The sequence below is a fragment of the Streptomyces marispadix genome, from assembly GCF_022524345.1.
Lineage (GTDB): Bacteria > Actinomycetota > Actinomycetes > Streptomycetales > Streptomycetaceae > Streptomyces > Streptomyces marispadix.
The window spans coordinates 120,663-136,674 of record NZ_JAKWJU010000002.1 but is presented as its reverse complement, the minus strand read 5'-3'; the positions used below and the strand labels follow the sequence as shown (position 1 = coordinate 136,674).

8 protein-coding genes are annotated in these 16,012 nt (G+C 71.8%); 3 read left to right on the top strand and 5 right to left on the bottom strand.

The genetic code is table 11. The annotated features are described in order from the left end of the window. Window positions 1-115: 115 nt before the first annotated feature. Window positions 116-1,402 carry an FAD-dependent monooxygenase gene (locus tag MMA15_RS00660; protein WP_241056986.1) on the top strand — a complete coding sequence of 429 codons (1,287 nt, stop codon included), beginning with the start codon at window positions 116-118 and terminating at the stop codon, window positions 1,400-1,402. A 117-nt stretch (window positions 1,403-1,519) separates the two neighbouring features. Here MMA15_RS00660 and lnt read toward each other — a convergent pair whose 3' ends face one another. Then, window positions 1,520-3,292 (bottom strand): apolipoprotein N-acyltransferase, encoded by a 1,773-nt coding sequence (lnt, locus tag MMA15_RS00655; RefSeq protein ID WP_241056985.1) that lies wholly within the window; start codon window positions 3,290-3,292, stop codon window positions 1,520-1,522. A 374-nt stretch (window positions 3,293-3,666) separates the two neighbouring features. Here lnt and MMA15_RS00650 point away from each other — a divergent pair, with 374 nt between their 5' ends. After that, entirely contained in the window at window positions 3,667-6,060 is a 2,394-nt protein-coding gene (locus MMA15_RS00650) for a GH92 family glycosyl hydrolase (protein WP_241056984.1), read from the top strand. A 148-nt stretch (window positions 6,061-6,208) separates the two neighbouring features. Next, window positions 6,209-7,999 carry an IlvD/Edd family dehydratase gene (locus MMA15_RS00645; protein WP_241056983.1) on the top strand — a complete coding sequence of 597 codons (1,791 nt, stop codon included), beginning with the start codon at window positions 6,209-6,211 and terminating at the stop codon, window positions 7,997-7,999. A 102-nt stretch (window positions 8,000-8,101) separates the two neighbouring features. Here MMA15_RS00645 and MMA15_RS00640 read toward each other — a convergent pair whose 3' ends face one another. The 4 genes from MMA15_RS00640 to MMA15_RS00625 form a co-directional block, all read right to left on the bottom strand. Further along, complete coding sequence (locus tag MMA15_RS00640; protein WP_241056982.1) at window positions 8,102-9,745, bottom strand: hypothetical protein; 1,644 nt, start codon at window positions 9,743-9,745, stop codon at window positions 8,102-8,104. 192 nt (window positions 9,746-9,937) lie between these two features. Continuing rightward, on the bottom strand, window positions 9,938-11,455 hold the full coding sequence (locus tag MMA15_RS00635; protein ID WP_277399980.1) for an LCP family protein: 1,518 nt from the start codon (window positions 11,453-11,455) through the stop codon (window positions 9,938-9,940). Window positions 11,456-11,501: 46 nt separating this feature from the next. Beyond that, a complete protein-coding gene (locus MMA15_RS00630; RefSeq protein ID WP_241056981.1) occupies window positions 11,502-13,583 on the bottom strand; it encodes a bifunctional polysaccharide deacetylase/glycosyltransferase family 2 protein in 2,082 nt (693 codons plus the stop codon). A gap of 1,357 nt (window positions 13,584-14,940) precedes the next feature. Next, a complete protein-coding gene (locus MMA15_RS00625) occupies window positions 14,941-15,963 on the bottom strand; it encodes a DMT family transporter (protein WP_241056980.1) in 1,023 nt (340 codons plus the stop codon). Between the last annotated feature and the right edge of the window lie 49 nt (window positions 15,964-16,012).

The following is a 16,012-nucleotide window of genomic DNA, read 5'->3' as shown; positions in this document are numbered from 1 at the left end:
ACGGGAGAGGGCAGTCGGCGGCCGGTCACTACTGATGTAGTAGACTACAGATGTAGTGACGGCGGTTCGACGGCCGTCTGGTCGTGCGGCCCGCCCGGTGGAGAAGGAGAGCGTCATGCCCGTATCCAGCTCCTCGCCCGTCGACGGGCCACGTGCCGTCGTGATCGGTGCGGGAGTCGGCGGACTCACCGCGGCGGTCGCGCTCCATCAGCGGGGGTGGCACGTCACCGTTCTCGAACGGGCTCCCGCGATCGAGGCGGTGGGCGCGGGTCTCGGCCTGACCCCCAACTCCCTGCGCGCACTGGACATGATCGGCCTCGGCGACACGGTCAGATCGATGCGCTCGTGGAACGCCGAGGGCGGACTGCGTACCCCCTCGGGGCGTTGGCTCTCCCGCACCAGTCAGGAGGCCGCGGCCGAGCGCTTCGGGGGTCCGCTCGTGCCGCTGCACAGGGCCACGCTGATCTCGCTGCTGCGCTCACGGCTGCCGGAGAGCGCGGTCGTCACCGGAGCGGAGGCCGAGATCGCCGATCCGGGCGACGCGGATCGCCCCGCTCGCATACGCCGCACGGTGGCGAAGCATGGGACGGCGGGGCTCGCGGCGGGCAAGGGCGGAGTGGAACACGAGCCGTCGGCGCGCGAACTGCCGCAGCACGAGGCGGAGTTGGCCGTCGCCGCCGACGGAGTCCACTCCGCCGCGCGCTCGCTCCTCTTCCCCGGCTGCCCGGCGCCACGCAACGCGGGGTTCACCGCATGGCGTTTCGTGGTCCCCGCCCCTGACGTGGCCTGCCCTCCGCACGAGACATGGGGGCGGGGCGTCCTATGGGGCACCCAGCCGCTCCACGACGGCCGGATCTACGCCTACGCAGCCGCGGCCGTCCCGGCGGGCGAGCGGTCCCCGGACGGCGAACTCGCCGAACTGCGGCGCCGGTTCGGCACCTGGCACCAGCCCGTGCCCGGACTTCTCGCCGCCGCCCGCCCCGACGACGTACTGCGCAACGACGTCTACGAGGCGGCCGAGCCGCTGCCCGCCTACCACCGCGGGCGGGTGGCCGTACTGGGAGACGCCGCACACGCCATGCCGCCCACGCTCGGACAGGGCGGCAACCAGGCCATGGAGGACGCCGTCGTGCTCGCACACCACGCCACGACACGGGCGGACATCCCGTCGGCGCTGGCCGCCTACACCCACGACCGGCTGCCCCGCACGAGCGAGGTGGTACACCGGGCGATTCGCGTCAGCCGATTCATCACCCTCACCTCGGCGACCGCGTGCGCACTGCGCGACGCCGCGATGGTCACGGTCGGCCGGCTCGCGCCGCACCTCGCACTGCGCGCACTCGACGGGATCGCCGACTGGAGCCCGCCCGGACACGGTGGCGACGGTAAGCGACAGCGCTGAAGTGGGGTGCGGGTGCGGTGCGTTGGGGTTGAGTGAACGTGAGAGGGGCGGCGTCCGATCCTCCCGGGGCGCTCATGTCCGCGGCGCGCACCGGCTGCTGAGAGCCGCCCGTGGCTCTCAATCGCCTCCGGGCGACGAGGACTTGGAGCTGCCAGCCCCCTCCGGCCCTTCGCCACTGTCCCTGCTCCCACTGCTGCCCCTGCCACCGCCACCGCGGCCCCCGCCCCGGCGCCGGCGCCGGAACGCCCCTGCGCCCTCCGCCGCCCCGTAGACGACCAGTGCGGCCACCGCCGTGTGCACGATCCAGTCGCCCGTACGGAGGTAGAGCGTGCTGCCGGTGGCCAGGGGCACCTTGTAGACCTCGGCGGTGTGGCGGTCGGTGCCGAGCCAGGGCCCGATGCGTTCGCCGTGCGGCCCGTACACGGCGCTGACCCCGGTGAGGGTGGCATGCACCATCGGCCGCCCGGTCTCGGCCGCACGCAGCGCGGCAAGCGAGGCGTGCTGAGCGGGCGCCCAACTGTGCTGGAACGTCGAGGTGGAGGACTGGGTGACGATCAACCGGGCACCGTCGAGGGCCAGTTGGCGGCTCATGTCGGGGAAGGCGCTCTCGAAGCACACCAGCGGCCCGAACTTCACGCCCGAACCCCGCATCATCACCGGGCCGTCGCCGCGCAGCCGGTCCTCTCCCGCCGCGCGGCCCACCGACGTGGCCCAGCCCAGCAGCGACCGTGCGGGGATGTACTCGCCGAAGGGCACGAGCCGGTTCTTGTCGTAGCGCCTGCCCACCTGCCCGTCGGGGCCGAGCAGTATGGAGGACTTGTAGATGCCGGGGCGGTCGGAACGCCGGGCGTCGACGTTGACCAGGATCGGCGAGCCGACCTTGGAGGAGAGCGCGGAGAGGTGTTCGCGCAGCCGGGGATGGGAGTTCAGGTCGAAGCTGACGCTGCTCTCGCCCCACACCACGAGATCCATGGAACGGCCGGTCAGTTCGCGGGTCAGGCTCTCGCTGCGCTCCAGTCGCGCACGCTGCCCGGTGACCACCCCCGGCTGTACGACGGCGACCCGCAGCTCGCGGTCCGTCCGCGGTACGGGCGCCCATGCCCACGCGGCGGCCACCGCACCACCGCACACGGCGAGCGCGGCGCACGAGGCGACGGCCGGACTCAGCGGGGAACGCAGAGCCGAACTCACGGCCGGGCGCCCGGACTTCGCCTCGTGCGCGCCCGCGCCGGTGTCCTTGCCGGAGGCCGCGCCCATGCCCATGCCGGTTCCCGGGCCCGAGCCCGCGTCCGCGGCGCCGCCGTCCCTGCGTACGAGCAACATCGCGGCGAGCGCCGCCAGCGCGGTGTTGACCGCCACCAGCACGAAGGTCACCAGCCACACGCCGCCCACCGATGCCAGCCGCAGCGCGGGCGTGACCTGCCACTGGCTCGCGCCGAGCAGCCCCCACGGTCCCCCCAAGTACTCCCAGGAGCGGACCAGTTCGGCCATCAGCCAGCCCGACGGCACCAGCACGACGGCAGCGGCCACTCCGCCAGGGCCGGGACGCCCGCCCAGCAGCCGCCGCACCAGCCACGCCCACGGCGCCCACAACAGGCCCAGCAGCGCCGCCAGTACGAAGAGGAAGACATGCAGGCTCGGCAGCAGCCAGTGGTGCACGGCCAGTATGAAGCCCGTACCGCCGAGCCAGCCCGCCACCGCCGCCTGACGCCCCGTGGGGGCGCCGCGTACGAGCAGCAGCCACGGCACCAGCGCCACCCATGCGAGCCACCACAGCGAGGGCGCCGGAAAAGCGAACGCGGGCACCGCGCCCGCCACGGCCGCCAGCGCGGGACGTGCCCGGCGCCCGAGTCCCCGTGCGCGAGGGGCCTCCTCATGCCCTGCGGCCATCACTCGCCTCCACCCTCCCGTCCGGTACCGGTTCGCCCCCGGTCCACTCCACCGTTCCCGCCGGGGCTCACCGGCTCACCGGCCCACCGGCCCACCGGCCCACCGGCCCACCGGCCCACCGGCCCACCGGCCCACCGGCCCACCGGCCCACCGGCTGTGCCAGGACTTTCCCCGGCGGCATGACGCGCATGCACCGGGCAGGCCCGTACGGAGCCAAGCCCGTACGGACCGAGGCCCTGACGGTCGGACCCGTGCGAAATCGTTGTGACCTGGGGCATAGACAGCGGCCGAGGCCGTGCCCAACGCTGGGCCGTTCGACAACGATGTCCCGTCCGGAGGCCCAAGTGCTGCGAGCGAAACGGATCCGGACCCTCATGGGTCTGGCCGTCGCCACGCTCACGGCGGGGCTCGTAGGAGCGTCGCCGCCCGCAGCCCCGTGCGGGGGAGGGGAGTTCCACGCGGGCCCGGTGAAGGACCCGGCCGCGTTCGTCGACCCTTTCACGGGGACACGGAACGAAGGCAACACTTTCCCCGGCGCCGCCGTCCCGTTCGGGAAGGTGCAGCTCTCGCCCGACACCACCGGGAGCACCACCGGTTACGACTGGGACGACGACCGCATCCGCGGCTTCTCCTCCGTACACCTGTCCGGCGTGGGATGCGGACTCGGCGGCGACCTGCCCGCCATGCCGACCACCGGGGACGTCACCAGCACCGACAACGGCGACTACGCCTCCCGGTTCAGCCACGACAGGGAGAGCGCGTCGCCCGGCTCGTACGAGGTCTCGCTCGACGACTACGGCGGCACGAAGGCCGAACTCACCGCCGGGCGGCACACCGGGCACCAGCGCTACACCTTCCCCGAGACCGGCAAGGCCAACGTGCTGCTGAACTCCGGCCAGGCGCTGCACAAGGTGAGCGACAGCTCGGTGCGCGTGCTGGACGAGCGGACCATCGCCTCCAAGGTCACGGGCAGCGGCTTCTGCCAGGGCACAGAGCCGTACAGCGTGTGGACCGTGACCCGCTTCGACCGGCCCTTCGCCTCCCACGGCACATGGGACGGCGACAAGGTCACCGAGGGCGGCGACTCCTCCGCCGGCGGCGGCCGGCGCGGCGCCTACGCCCGCTTCGACACCCGCGACGGCGACCGCGACGTAGAGGCCGTGACGTCGCTGTCGTACGTCGACCAGGCCGGTGCGGAGCGGAACCTCGAAGCGGTGGACGGCCGTTCCTTCGACGAGACCCGCCGGGCGGCACGGCGCGCCTGGCAGCAGCGGCTCGGCAGCGTGCGAGTCGGCGGCGGGAGCGAGGAGCGCATGCGCGTGTTCTACTCCTCGCTCTACCGGGCGCTGCTGCACCCCAACACCGGCGAGGACGTGGACCGCCGCTACCGGGGCTGGGATCAGCGAATACATCGGTCGAAGGATCACGCCTACTACCAGAACTGGTCATTGTGGGACACGTATCGCGCCCAGGCGCAGCTTCTCGCGCTCGTGGCACCGCGTGAGTCCCGTGACATGGCGCTGTCCCTGCTGGACGTCGACGAGCAGGGCGGCTGGCTGCCCCGCTGGGGCTACGCCACGAGGGAGACGAACATCATGGCCGGCGACGCGGTCACGCCCTTCCTCGCCAACGCGTATCAGCAGGGCCTGCTGAAGGGACACGAGGAGCGCGCCTACCGGGCGCTGAAGAAGAACGCCGACGGTGTGCCGCCCGCCGAATCGCCCTATCTGGGGCGTACGGCCAACAAGGAGTACCTGGAGAAGGGCTACATCCCCTACGAACCAGACCATGAACGGATCAAACCGGGCACTCCGGACTTCAGGCACAGTGGTTCCGCCACCCTCGAATACGCCGCCGCCGACGGTGCCCTGGCGGGTATGGCCCGCGACCTCGGCCATACCGCCGACGCCCGGCGCTACCGCGACCGCTCGCGCAACTACCGCAACATCCTCGACCCCGGCACCGGCTTCTTCCGCGCCCGCGAGGCGGACGGCACCTTCGCCGGACCGGCCGACCCCGCCCGCAGCAAGGGATTCCACGAGGGGACGGCCGCGCAGTACATGTGGATGGTGCCGCAGGACCCGCGCGGGCTGATGTCCCGCATGGGCGGACGCAAGGCGGCGGAGAAGCGCCTGGACTCCTTCTTCGCCTACGACCGGCTGAAGGAGGACCCACGCGGCACCGTGCACGACGAGTGGGTCGACGGCCCCTACGACTACTACGGCTCGGACAAGTACAACCCGCAGAACGAGCCCGATCTGACCGCCCCGTATATGTATCTGGCCACCGGATCGCCGTGGAAGACGGCGGACGTCGTCGACGCCGCGCTGTGCCGCTTCACGGACGCCCCCGACGGCGTCACCGGCAACGACGACCTGGGCACCATGTCGTCCTGGATGGTGCTGTCGTCCATGGGCCTGTATCCCGTGGCCCCCGGCACCGACACCTGGGCCCTGAACACCCCCGAGTTCGAACGGGTCGAGCTGAAGCTGGACCGCGAGTGGTATCCGCGCGGGCACTTCAGCGTACGGGCGCCGCGCGGCGGGCAGGCGGACGGCCAGGGGCACGGCCGAGGAGACCGCTACATACGCTCGGCGGCCGTCGGCGGTTCGCAGACCCCCCGGAGCTGGATCACCACGGACGACATCCGGCACGCGGGCTCCCTCGAACTGCGGCTCGGCGCCGAGCCGTCACGGTGGGGGACCCGCGAGCAGGACGCGCCACCGCCGCTCGGCGGCCCGGACGAGCCCGGCGCGCACGGGCATTGACGCGGGGAGGGCGCCGACCCGCACGAGCACCGACCCGAAGGACGCCGCCCGCACGACCGTTGACCCGCACAACGGACGCGACCCAAGATCGTTGCCGGCCCGGGGGCCGTCAGCGAGTACGGACGCACGCCAGCACCAGGGAGTGAGCATGAGCAGCAACGACAAGGCCGCGCGGCGCAGTTCGGCCTGGTTCGCGGCGGAAGGCCGCAACGGCTTCATCCACCGGTCCTGGATGCGCAACCAGGGCTTCGGGCCGGAGGTCTTCGACGGCCGGCCCGTCATCGGAATCGGCAACAGCTTCTCCGAACTCACCCCGTGCAACGCCCACTTGCGTGACGTGGCCGACGCCGTGAAGCGCGGCGTATGGGAGGCGGGCGGACTGCCGCTGGAGTTCCCCACGATGTCGCTGGGCGAGACGCTGATGCGGCCCACCACGATGCTCTACCGCAATCTGATGGCCATGGAGGTCGAGGAGACCCTGCGGGCCAACCCCCTCGACGGAGTCGTGCTGCTGTCCGGCTGCGACAAGACGACACCGGCGATGCTGATGGGCGCCGCGAGCGTCGACATCCCCTCGATCATGGTCACCGGCGGCCCGATGCTCAACGGCAAGTTCCGTGGCGGGGACATCGGTTCGGGCACGGCGGTGTGGAAGCTCAGCGAGGAGATGCGCGCCGGAAAGCTCACGGAGGACGATCTGCGCGAGGCCGAGGGATGCATGTCACGCAGCCGCGGCCACTGCATGACGATGGGCACCGCATCGACCATGGCGTGCATGGCAGAGGCCCTCGGCATGCAGATGTCCGGCGGCGCGGCCATCCCCGCGGCGGACTCCAGGCGGTACGCCCTGGCGCAGGCGTCCGGACGTCAGGCCGTACGGCTCGTGGAGGAGGACCTGCGGCCGTCGAAGGTGCTCACTCGTGAGGCGTTCGAGAACGCGATCCGCGTGAACGCCGCGCTCGGCGGCTCCACCAACGCCGTCGTTCATCTGCTGGCTCTCGCAGGGCGAGTCGAAGTGCCCCTGGAGCTGGGCGAGTTCGACGCGCTGACCGCCGAAGTGCCCGTGCTGGCCGACATGATGCCCTCCGGCCGCTTCCTGATGGAGGACTTCTACTACGCGGGCGGACTCCCGGTCGTCATGCGCGAACTGGGCGACCTCGTCCACCGGGAGGAGATCACCGTCACCGGGCGGACCATCGGCGAGGAGATCGCCGGTGCCGAGTGCTACAACCGCGAGGTCATCGGCACCCTGGCCGAACCGTTCATGCCCGCGGGTGCCGGCACCGCGGTGCTCTACGGCAGCCTCTGCCCGGACGGGGCGGTGCTGAAGGTCTCCGCCGCCGACCCGGAACTGCTCGTCCACCGAGGCCGCGCCCTCGTCTTCGACCGCGTCGAGGACTACACGGCCGCCGCCGACGACCCGGAACTGCCGGTCGACCCGTCCACCGTCATCGTCGTGCGCAACGCCGGACCCAAGGGCTACCCGGGCTTCCCCGAGGTGGGCAACGTGCCCGTACCCAAGGTGCTGCTGGAGGAGGGCATCGAGGACGTCGTGCGCATCAGCGACGCGCGGATGAGCGGCACCGGCTACGGCACCTGCGTACTCCACGTCGCCCCCGAGGCGGCCGTCGGCGGCCCGCTGGCTCTCGTACGCAGCGGGGACACCGTCGAGCTGGACGTGCCGGGAAGGCGGCTCGACCTGTGCGTCGACGAGGCAGAACTGGCCGCCCGTGCCGAGGAGTTGAAGGCCGCGGGAGGCGACGGGGAAAGCCAGGGCCCGGGAGCCGCCGGAGCCCCTGGGACGGCAGGCGGCTCCGGGGAGGCACGCCGCGGCTGGGCGAAGCTGTACACCGAGCATGTGATGCAGGCCGACCGCGGTGCCGACCTGGACTTCCTCACCGGCCGCAGCGGCAGCGGCGTACCACGGCACTCCCACTGACGTACGGCTGCGAACGCGTCACGGCGGAACGTATCCCCGCCGGCGTCCCCAACTGATGGGCGCCGGGGCCGCGTTGGGGTCCGGGAGGGGCCCGCCGGGCCGTCATCCGGCGGGCGGGCACTCTCCACGGCCCTCGCCGGGGGCCAGTAAGGCGAGCCGTTCCTGTACGTCGCGTACCGCCCCGGGGCGGCGGCCGGGCGCGCGCTCCCGCAGCTCCGCCAGGCGCACTCCGAGCGGGTGCGCCTGTGCGGGGTCGGTGACCTGATGCCAGCAGTGGTGGGCGCGGTCCACGGCGCCGAAGACATCGGCCTCGTCCGGGGTCTGACCGCTCTGAAGCCGTACGGACGCGGCCTGGAGCCACAGCGTGCAGGCGCGGGCGGGTTCCCCTGCGCGATGGGCGAGGTCGGCACGTACCTCCACCCAGTGGACGGCCTGCCGCGAGTGCGGACCCCAGGCGCGCAGGGCGGCGGTCTCCCACTGGGCGGCCATGGTGGCGGCCTCGCCGTGCCGTCCCTCGCCTGCCGCCTGGTAGATGGCGTCATGGACATGGGGCGGTACGTCTCCGGGGAGCGCGGCGTCCTCTGCCCCGTGCGTACTCGCCGGACCGTAGGGAGGCGGCGAACCGGCGGGCGCGGCAGGGGAGTCGGGCGCCGACGTGGCGGACGCGGCGGGCGGGGAAGGCGGAGGGGACTGCGGCGCGGGGTTCGCGGGCGGGGCCGCGGACGGCGCCTCCGGGAACCCGACGCCCTCCCCCGAAGCGGTCTCTCCGGTCTCTCCGGGCCCCGCTGTTCCTCGGGCCTCTGCGGCCGCAGGGCCGCCGTCCGCGTTCCCCGGCGCATGACTCGGCGGTGCCGGACTGGCGTCCGTACGGGCCGTGAAGCCGGTCCCCGGCACGGGCGACGCGTATGCGGGCGGGGGCACGGGCGGCATCCCCGGCACCCCCGGCATGTCCGTGCCTGCGTGCATCGGCCCGAGGGGACCCGTCTGATTCCCCGCTGTGCCGATCGCCGTGCTGACCGCCGTGTTCCCGGGGACGGCGCCGCCCCCGGAGGGAGCAGGCGCACCGCCCAGCAGCATCCGCTCCTCCGCGCCGTAGCCGCCCGGCCCGAACCCGGCGCTGTGCAAGGCGAGTTGGTGAAGCTCCTCCAGCGGCGGACGCACCCGGCTCGCACGCAGCACACCGGCGAGCGCACGGCTGTACTCCGGTGCCCGCGTGCCCCGTCTCGCAGGCGGCGCCGACAGCACCCCGTACAGCAGGAGCCCGGGGCCGCCGAGTGGGCGCTGCGTGCGCTGCCGCCACATCGCCTCGTCCGCGACCAGATCGGCGAAGACCGCGGTGGGACCGGCGGGTCTGCGGCCCAGCTCGGCGGCCAGCCAGTGCCACGGCAGCCCGGTGTAGCGCACGGACTTCGGTGTGGAGCGTGTCAGCGCCAGATGGGGAAGCTGTTCCCGCGAGTCGAGCATGAGCTGCCCGGCGACATAGACGAGCAGCGGACCGTCGTGCGCCGCGGCCGTACGAAGATGAGAGAGCACGGTGTTCTGGTCGGCGGGGTCCGGGAGTTGCACGACGCTGCCGGTGCCGGTGCCCAGCAGCACCGGCGGCGCGGTCGCGGCGAGCCCGGGAAGGGCGTCGGTCGCGGCGACGGCCGGATGCTTGCCGGGTGGAGTGGCCGCCACCAGCAGTCCGTAGCCGTGGCCTGCCTGTTCGTTCTGTGCACTGTGCTCGTGCCGTGCCCCGCTCCCCATGTCAGCACCGTATCCGCTGACCGGCCTGGTCACTCCCGGCGGTCCGGCATACGGCCGGCCGCCGCGGGAGGTACGGCGAGGCACCGGGGCGGGCGCAACGGGCCGCCGACTGCGGTCGGTTGAGCCGGGCCGGCCCGCCGCCGGTACCGGATCGGTCGCGCTACCCGGCCCTCGACTGGCCGCCGGCCCAGGTCACTTGCTGCCGCCGACGGTCACCGGCCGGTCGTGCTTGAGCTGGGAGAACAGCTTCTTCGACTGCGTCTTGTTCCAGCGCAGGGCACTGCCCTTGGGCGTCGAAATGCCGCCCGCCGTAGGCACGTTGACCTGCTTGCCCCCTCCCTTGGAGACGCCCTGTACGGAGCGGAACATGGTGGCCAGTGCGCTCATGCTCATGTCATGGTCGACGACGAGCGTGTCCAGGCCCGCGCTGAGAGCCGGGTAGAGCTGTGACGGGTCGAGCATCGTGCCCGGCGAAGTCGCCTTCTTGGCAAGGGCGGAGAGGAACTTCTGCTGATTCTGCGTACGGCCGAGGTCGCCCTGCGCCTCCTGGTGGCGCTGCCGTACGAAGCCGAGGGCCTGCGCGCCGTTGAGGTTCTGGCAGCCTTTGCGCAGATCCGCGCCGGAGTCCTCGTCCTTGATGTCCTTCTTCAGGCACATCGGCACGCCGCCGACGGCGTCGACGATGTTGACGAAGCCCGCGAACCCGATCTCGGCGTAGTGGTCGATGCGCAGCCCCGTGTTGTGCTCGATGGTGGCTATCAGCAGCTCCGGACCGCCCAGCGAGAACGCGGCGTTGAGCTTGTTCCCCGCGGCCTTGGACTGCTTGCCGGTCGACGGGCGCTTGTAGCCGGGGATGGTCACCCATGAGTCGCGCGGGAGGCTCATCATGGTGGTGCCGTGCGCGCCCTTGTGCATCAGGATCATCGAGTCCGTACGGCGGCCCCCGAACACACCGGTGTGGAGCTGCTTCCTGTCCGCCTCGGAGAGTCCTTCGCGGCTGTCGGAGCCGACGATGAGGTAGTTGGTGCCCTTCCCCGGGGCAGGACGCCCGCTGAACTTGTCCAGATTCACGTCGCGTTGGAGCTTCGTCTCCGCCCAGGCAAAGGTGCCGCCCGAACCGACGAGGATCGTGGCGAGCAGCACCACGGCCGCACGCCGCAGCGGCCTGCGGCGCTTGGGGCGGCGCGGCGCACGCGGGGGAGTGGGACCGAAGCGGGAGTTGTTCTCCCTGGACGGCGGAATGCCGCCGGGGCCGCCACCGGGACCGGCCGGACCGCCGCCGTGTCCTCCGCCTCCGGGACCCTGGGGGCCTCCCGGCCCACCCGGGCCGCCGGGACCCGCGTACTCTCCCGGGCCGCCTGGCTGCGGTGTCTGCCGCTGCCCCGGCGCGGGCATCGGAGCGCGGGCCGGAGCGGCGGGACCGCCGGGCAGCGGCTCCGTCGTCGAGCGGGCCACCTCGCCCCTGATCGTCTCCTTGGTCTCCCAGGACGGCCGCAGGGGCTGCCCGTCGCCGCGCCGCGAGGGGCCCCGCACGTTCACAGGGTCCGAGACGGCCCAGCCCTGCCCCGTACCGGACCAGCCGTGGACGCTGGAGCCCCGGGGCCCGTACTGCCTCCACTCGCCGGCCAACTCGGCGGTGTAGCCCGGAGAATCCCCCTGAGACGCCCCTGGCGTCTCGCCCTCGGCCCACTGGTCAAGTGGGTCCTTCATGGTCCGACTCTCCCTCGATCACGTCGACTCGGTCAGGTTCGGTGGTTCACTTCGGCAACAGGCTCCTGCGCTGCACCGGTTCGCTGAGCAGGTACTCGTCGGCCGTGCCAGAGCGGCGCATGCGCTGCCACTTGAGCCGGTTGCCGAGCATGGCGGTCACCACCGACTGGATGATGACCAGGTAGAGAAGCTGGCGGTAGACGAAGAGCTGCAAGGGCAGCGCCCACAGTTCGCGCATCCGCTCGTGGTCCAGTTTCAGCGCGTAGGCGGCCGTGACCATCTGGACGGCCATGAAGCCCAGCCAGACGCCCACCGCCTGCGCGGGGTCGCGGAAGAAGACGCCGTAGAGGAAGAAGACGTCCACCACGGGCGCGAACAGCGGCAGCGCGATCTGGAACAGCGCCAGATAGCTCAGGCCCCTGCGGCCGAAGCGCCCGGCCGGGCCGACCTCCAGCACGGCACGGCGGTGCTTCCACATCGACTGGAGCGTGCCGTAGCACCAGCGGTAGCGCTGCCGCCACAACTGGCCCAGGCTGCCCGGCACTTCGGTCCACGCGATCGCCGACTCCTCGTAGACGACCCGCCAGCCCGCGCGCCACAGCGCCATCGTCAGGTCCGTGTCCTCGGCCAGGGTGTCGTCGCTGACGCCGCCGATGCCCATCAGCGCGTCCCTGCGGAACGCGCCGATCGCGCCGGGCACCGTGGGCATGCACTCCAGCACCTCGAACATCCGCCGGTCGAGGTTGAAGCCGAACACGTACTCCAGATGCTGCCAACGGCCCAGCAGCTTGGTCCTGTTGCCGACCTTGGTGTTGCCGCTGACCGCGCCGATCGCCGGGTGGGCCAGCGGCTGGATCAGCCGGAAGAGCGCGTCGGGCTCGAAGACGGTGTCCGCGTCGACCATCACCACGATGTCGTGACGCGCGTATCCCAGGCCGGTGTTGAGCGCACCGGGCTTGCCCGTGTTGGGCTGCCGGACGACCGTCACACGGGGGTCCCTGACGCCCTCGGCGATCTGCGCCGTGCGGTCCGTCGAGCCGTCGTCGATGACGATGACCTGGAGGTACGGATGTGTCGAGGCCAGCAGCGAACGCACCGTCGCCTCGATCCCCGCCTCCTCGTTGTGCGCGGGGACCAGCACCGTCACCGGCTCGTTGACCTCGCGCAGCCATGGCGAGCCCGGCCGGAACCGCTGGAGGCGCCGCATATGGACCCTGGCGAACAGCACGAGCATCAGCAGCCGCAGCACGCCGAGGCCGCCGGCGATGCCGAGCGCCCAGGCCATGCCCTCGGTGAAGAAGCGGCCCAGGGTCCGCGCCCATATCAGCCCCTCACCCCGCAGCCGTTCGGCCGCGGTCACCGTCGTCATGGAGGACTGCTGTCCCAGCCCACCTGTGACGGTGGTGAACTTCTTGACGTTCCGGTTGCGGAGCAATTGCTCAGCCTCGTGATAACCGAGGTCGGTGTGGCTGAACTGGCGGATCACTCCCTGCGAGGGCTTGCGTGACTTGTGGTCGGTCGCCACGAGGAGATAGCCCTGCTCGGCGCTGCGCTGAGCCGCGGTCCACTCCTTGCCGCACATCGTGTCCGCGGCCTTGGTGTGGGGCAGCCGCAGCAGGCCGGTGTTGACACCGGCGGTGCCCGCGAGCGCGGTCTGGGTGAGGGAGAGTTCGAGCTGCGAGCGGATCGGCGAGGCGACGCCGAGGTCGCCGCCGGTGTAGGTGTACGAGCCGATCTCGTGACCCTCGGCGTGGATGCGCCGTATCAGTTCGGGGTGCCGGGTGGCCTGCGATCCGTAGACGAAGAAGGTGGCCTTGGCGTGGCGGTCGCGCAGCAGGTCGAGGATGCGCGGCGTCCACACCGGGTCCGGTCCGCCGTTGAAGGTCAGCGCCGCCGTGCGGGCAGGCATGGACGCCGTCTCGACCTTGTTGCCGTCGAGACGCAGTACGGGGTCCCCGTTGTCCGCGGCGCGCGGGATCGGGGTGGTGCAGGGGGCCTTGTAGCGTGCGGCGTCGACCTCGTGGTTCGTCCAGCCCTCGAAGAGGAGGGCGGCGGTGACCACGGGCAGGAAGAGCACCAGCAGCAGCCAGTGCCCCCGTGGGTCTCGGCGCAGCGCGTGCCGGCTCACCTGGTCGCGCCGCCGGGACGGGCCGAAGTGGCGGGGGTGGGGGTGGTCTTGGTGTTGCTTCCGGCGGGGTCGCCGTAGGGGGTGGGGGGTGTGGTCTTACGTCCCGGCCTGGTCGGGGCCGAGGGGTCGTGGGGGGAGGACGAATTGTGGGGGGAGGCTGTGCGGGCCGGGAAGTGAGCGCCCGCAGGTACATCGGAGTCGTCCTGTGAGGAGCTGCTCGGCAGGGGCTGATCCATACGCGGGGGCTGATCCCCGGCAGGGTCGTGCACACCACCGAACACAGCTACGAAGAGCGCCATGTACCCGGTGCAGGCGCACCCGACCGTCACCGCCGCCGTCCGGACCAGGCGTCTACGCCGACCTGAACTGGCAATGAATATCGGGTGATTCTCGTCTGCACGCCTCCGACGGCTGTGGTTCATGGATCGCATGGGGCGTGAGTGTAGCCAGCCGAGAACGCGAGCGACCCGGAAAGATTCAGTAATCCATCTGTGAACTGTGTCGCCCTCGTCCGGGGTTCACTGAGCAGAGTTCGGATTTGCATGGTCCACCAACTCATGGTCGGGCTGTCGGTCTCCCCCCGCTCCCCAGACGCATGATGCCGCTCTTCAGCGCGCTTGTACGCCGACTGGCGAGGGAGGGGCTTGTCCTGACCGCAGGGACGAGCTGAGGACAGGTGGCGCGGAAATCCGCCCCGGCGGGGCCCGGCAGGCGGGCGGCAGCGGGTGCGGCGGCGTGGACCGGCCCTGCGGCGGGTGGCTCGGCTCGGCGTCAAGTCCCAGCTCAGGGCTGGTTTTCCGGTACGGGCGACGCGCGTTGACTGGCGGACCGTCAGCTACGGAAGCGCATACGGACGGCTTGCCGTTCTGTCCCTTTCATGCTGAATTGGCAAGCGTCCGGGGCGACTTGAATCAGCCTGCCGGGGACATGACATTGGCCTGAATCGATCGCTCCATACCCGTGGGTCACCCTCACCATGTAAAGCTGCCGCGCGGCTTGAATTCCGCAAGGAAGTTGTGAATACGTCGCGTAACCGCCCTTGTGGAAATGCGCTTTTGTTTCCCTCATGCGAAGACGAATTGCGTGCCGGAGAATGAAGCCGCATCTTCCGCTGAAAAGCGACATTCGGCGCCGGCTTCGTGCTGCCTGTCGCCGCCCGTTGGCTATATGAACACGATGTAAAGATTCTGTGCCCGCCGCGTTGATCGCGGGGCCTGCGCGGGACCTGATCGCGGGCCCGAACCGGGTCCGCGCCCCGGGCGGAAGCCCGACTCCCAAGCGCCGGGCCGGAGTTGAGCACCCGGTGTTCAACGGGGAAATCGAGTGCGGGCCGAAGTGCCGGGCACAACACGGGTGTTCAGTGCCGCGAGGCGGGCGTCCGCGAGCGCTCCCTGAGGGGGTGCGGCCTGCGTACGACCACCTGGTGCATCGCCCCGGACAGCCGTCCCGGAGCGCGGACGACGACCGGCCCCGGACCTTCCACCGGAACCCGCCGGGGAGCCGGACGCCGCCGCAGCGGGTGCCCCGCACTGTCCGCCGACAGCACCACGAGGCCCCAGGCGGTGACGAGCGCGGCGACCGCCGCACCCGCCGCGCCCAGCGCCCCGAAGCGGAAGCCCTCGCCGAGCAGCACGATGCCGACGGCCGCGGCGAACGCCGGATTGACCACCGTCATCGTCGCCAGCGGCGCGGCCAGCCCGCCGCCGCGGTAGGAGGACTGCGAGGCCGCCAGCCCGCCCGCGGCCAGCAGACCGATCAGCGCCAGCAGCGGCAGCGCGGTCAGCAGACCCGGCAGCGAGGGAGTCCAGTTGTCGGCGACCGTCTTGATGAACACCGATGCCGTCCCATAGGCGACGCCCGCCGTCGCCGCGAGCGCCACGGAACGCAGCATCCGCGCCCGCCGGCCCACGGTCGTGGCGGTGAGCAGCAACGTGGCCAGCACACCGGCGACGGCGACCGCCAGCGTGAGCTGCTCCGTCCCGGCGAGCCCGCGGGCAGGCGTCGACCCCGTGAGTACGAGAAGGACCGCGAGTCCGCCGGAGACGAGGACGATCCCGTGCCAGGCCGCCGCGCTGACCGGCCGCTTGACCAGCAGAGCCGCCAGCGGCGCCGCCAGTACGAGGGTCAGCACGCCCAGCGGCTGTACGACGGTGAGGGGCCCCAGCCCGAGGGCTCCCACATGGAGCACGGCGCCGAGGCTGTTGAGCGCTACGGCTCCCCACCAGCGGGGCGAGCGCAGCAGCCCGTACCTGCTGGGCGGTGTGGTCGCGGCGAGGCGCTCCTGGACGATGGCCGCGGTGGCGTAGCAGACCGCCGACACCAGTGACAGCAGCACCGCTGCCAGAAGGGCGTTCACGGACGACCCAGGCGGAATGTCCACATCCGGTTCATACCGTCAACGATGCCTCGTGCGCGGGCGCGCTGTCCTC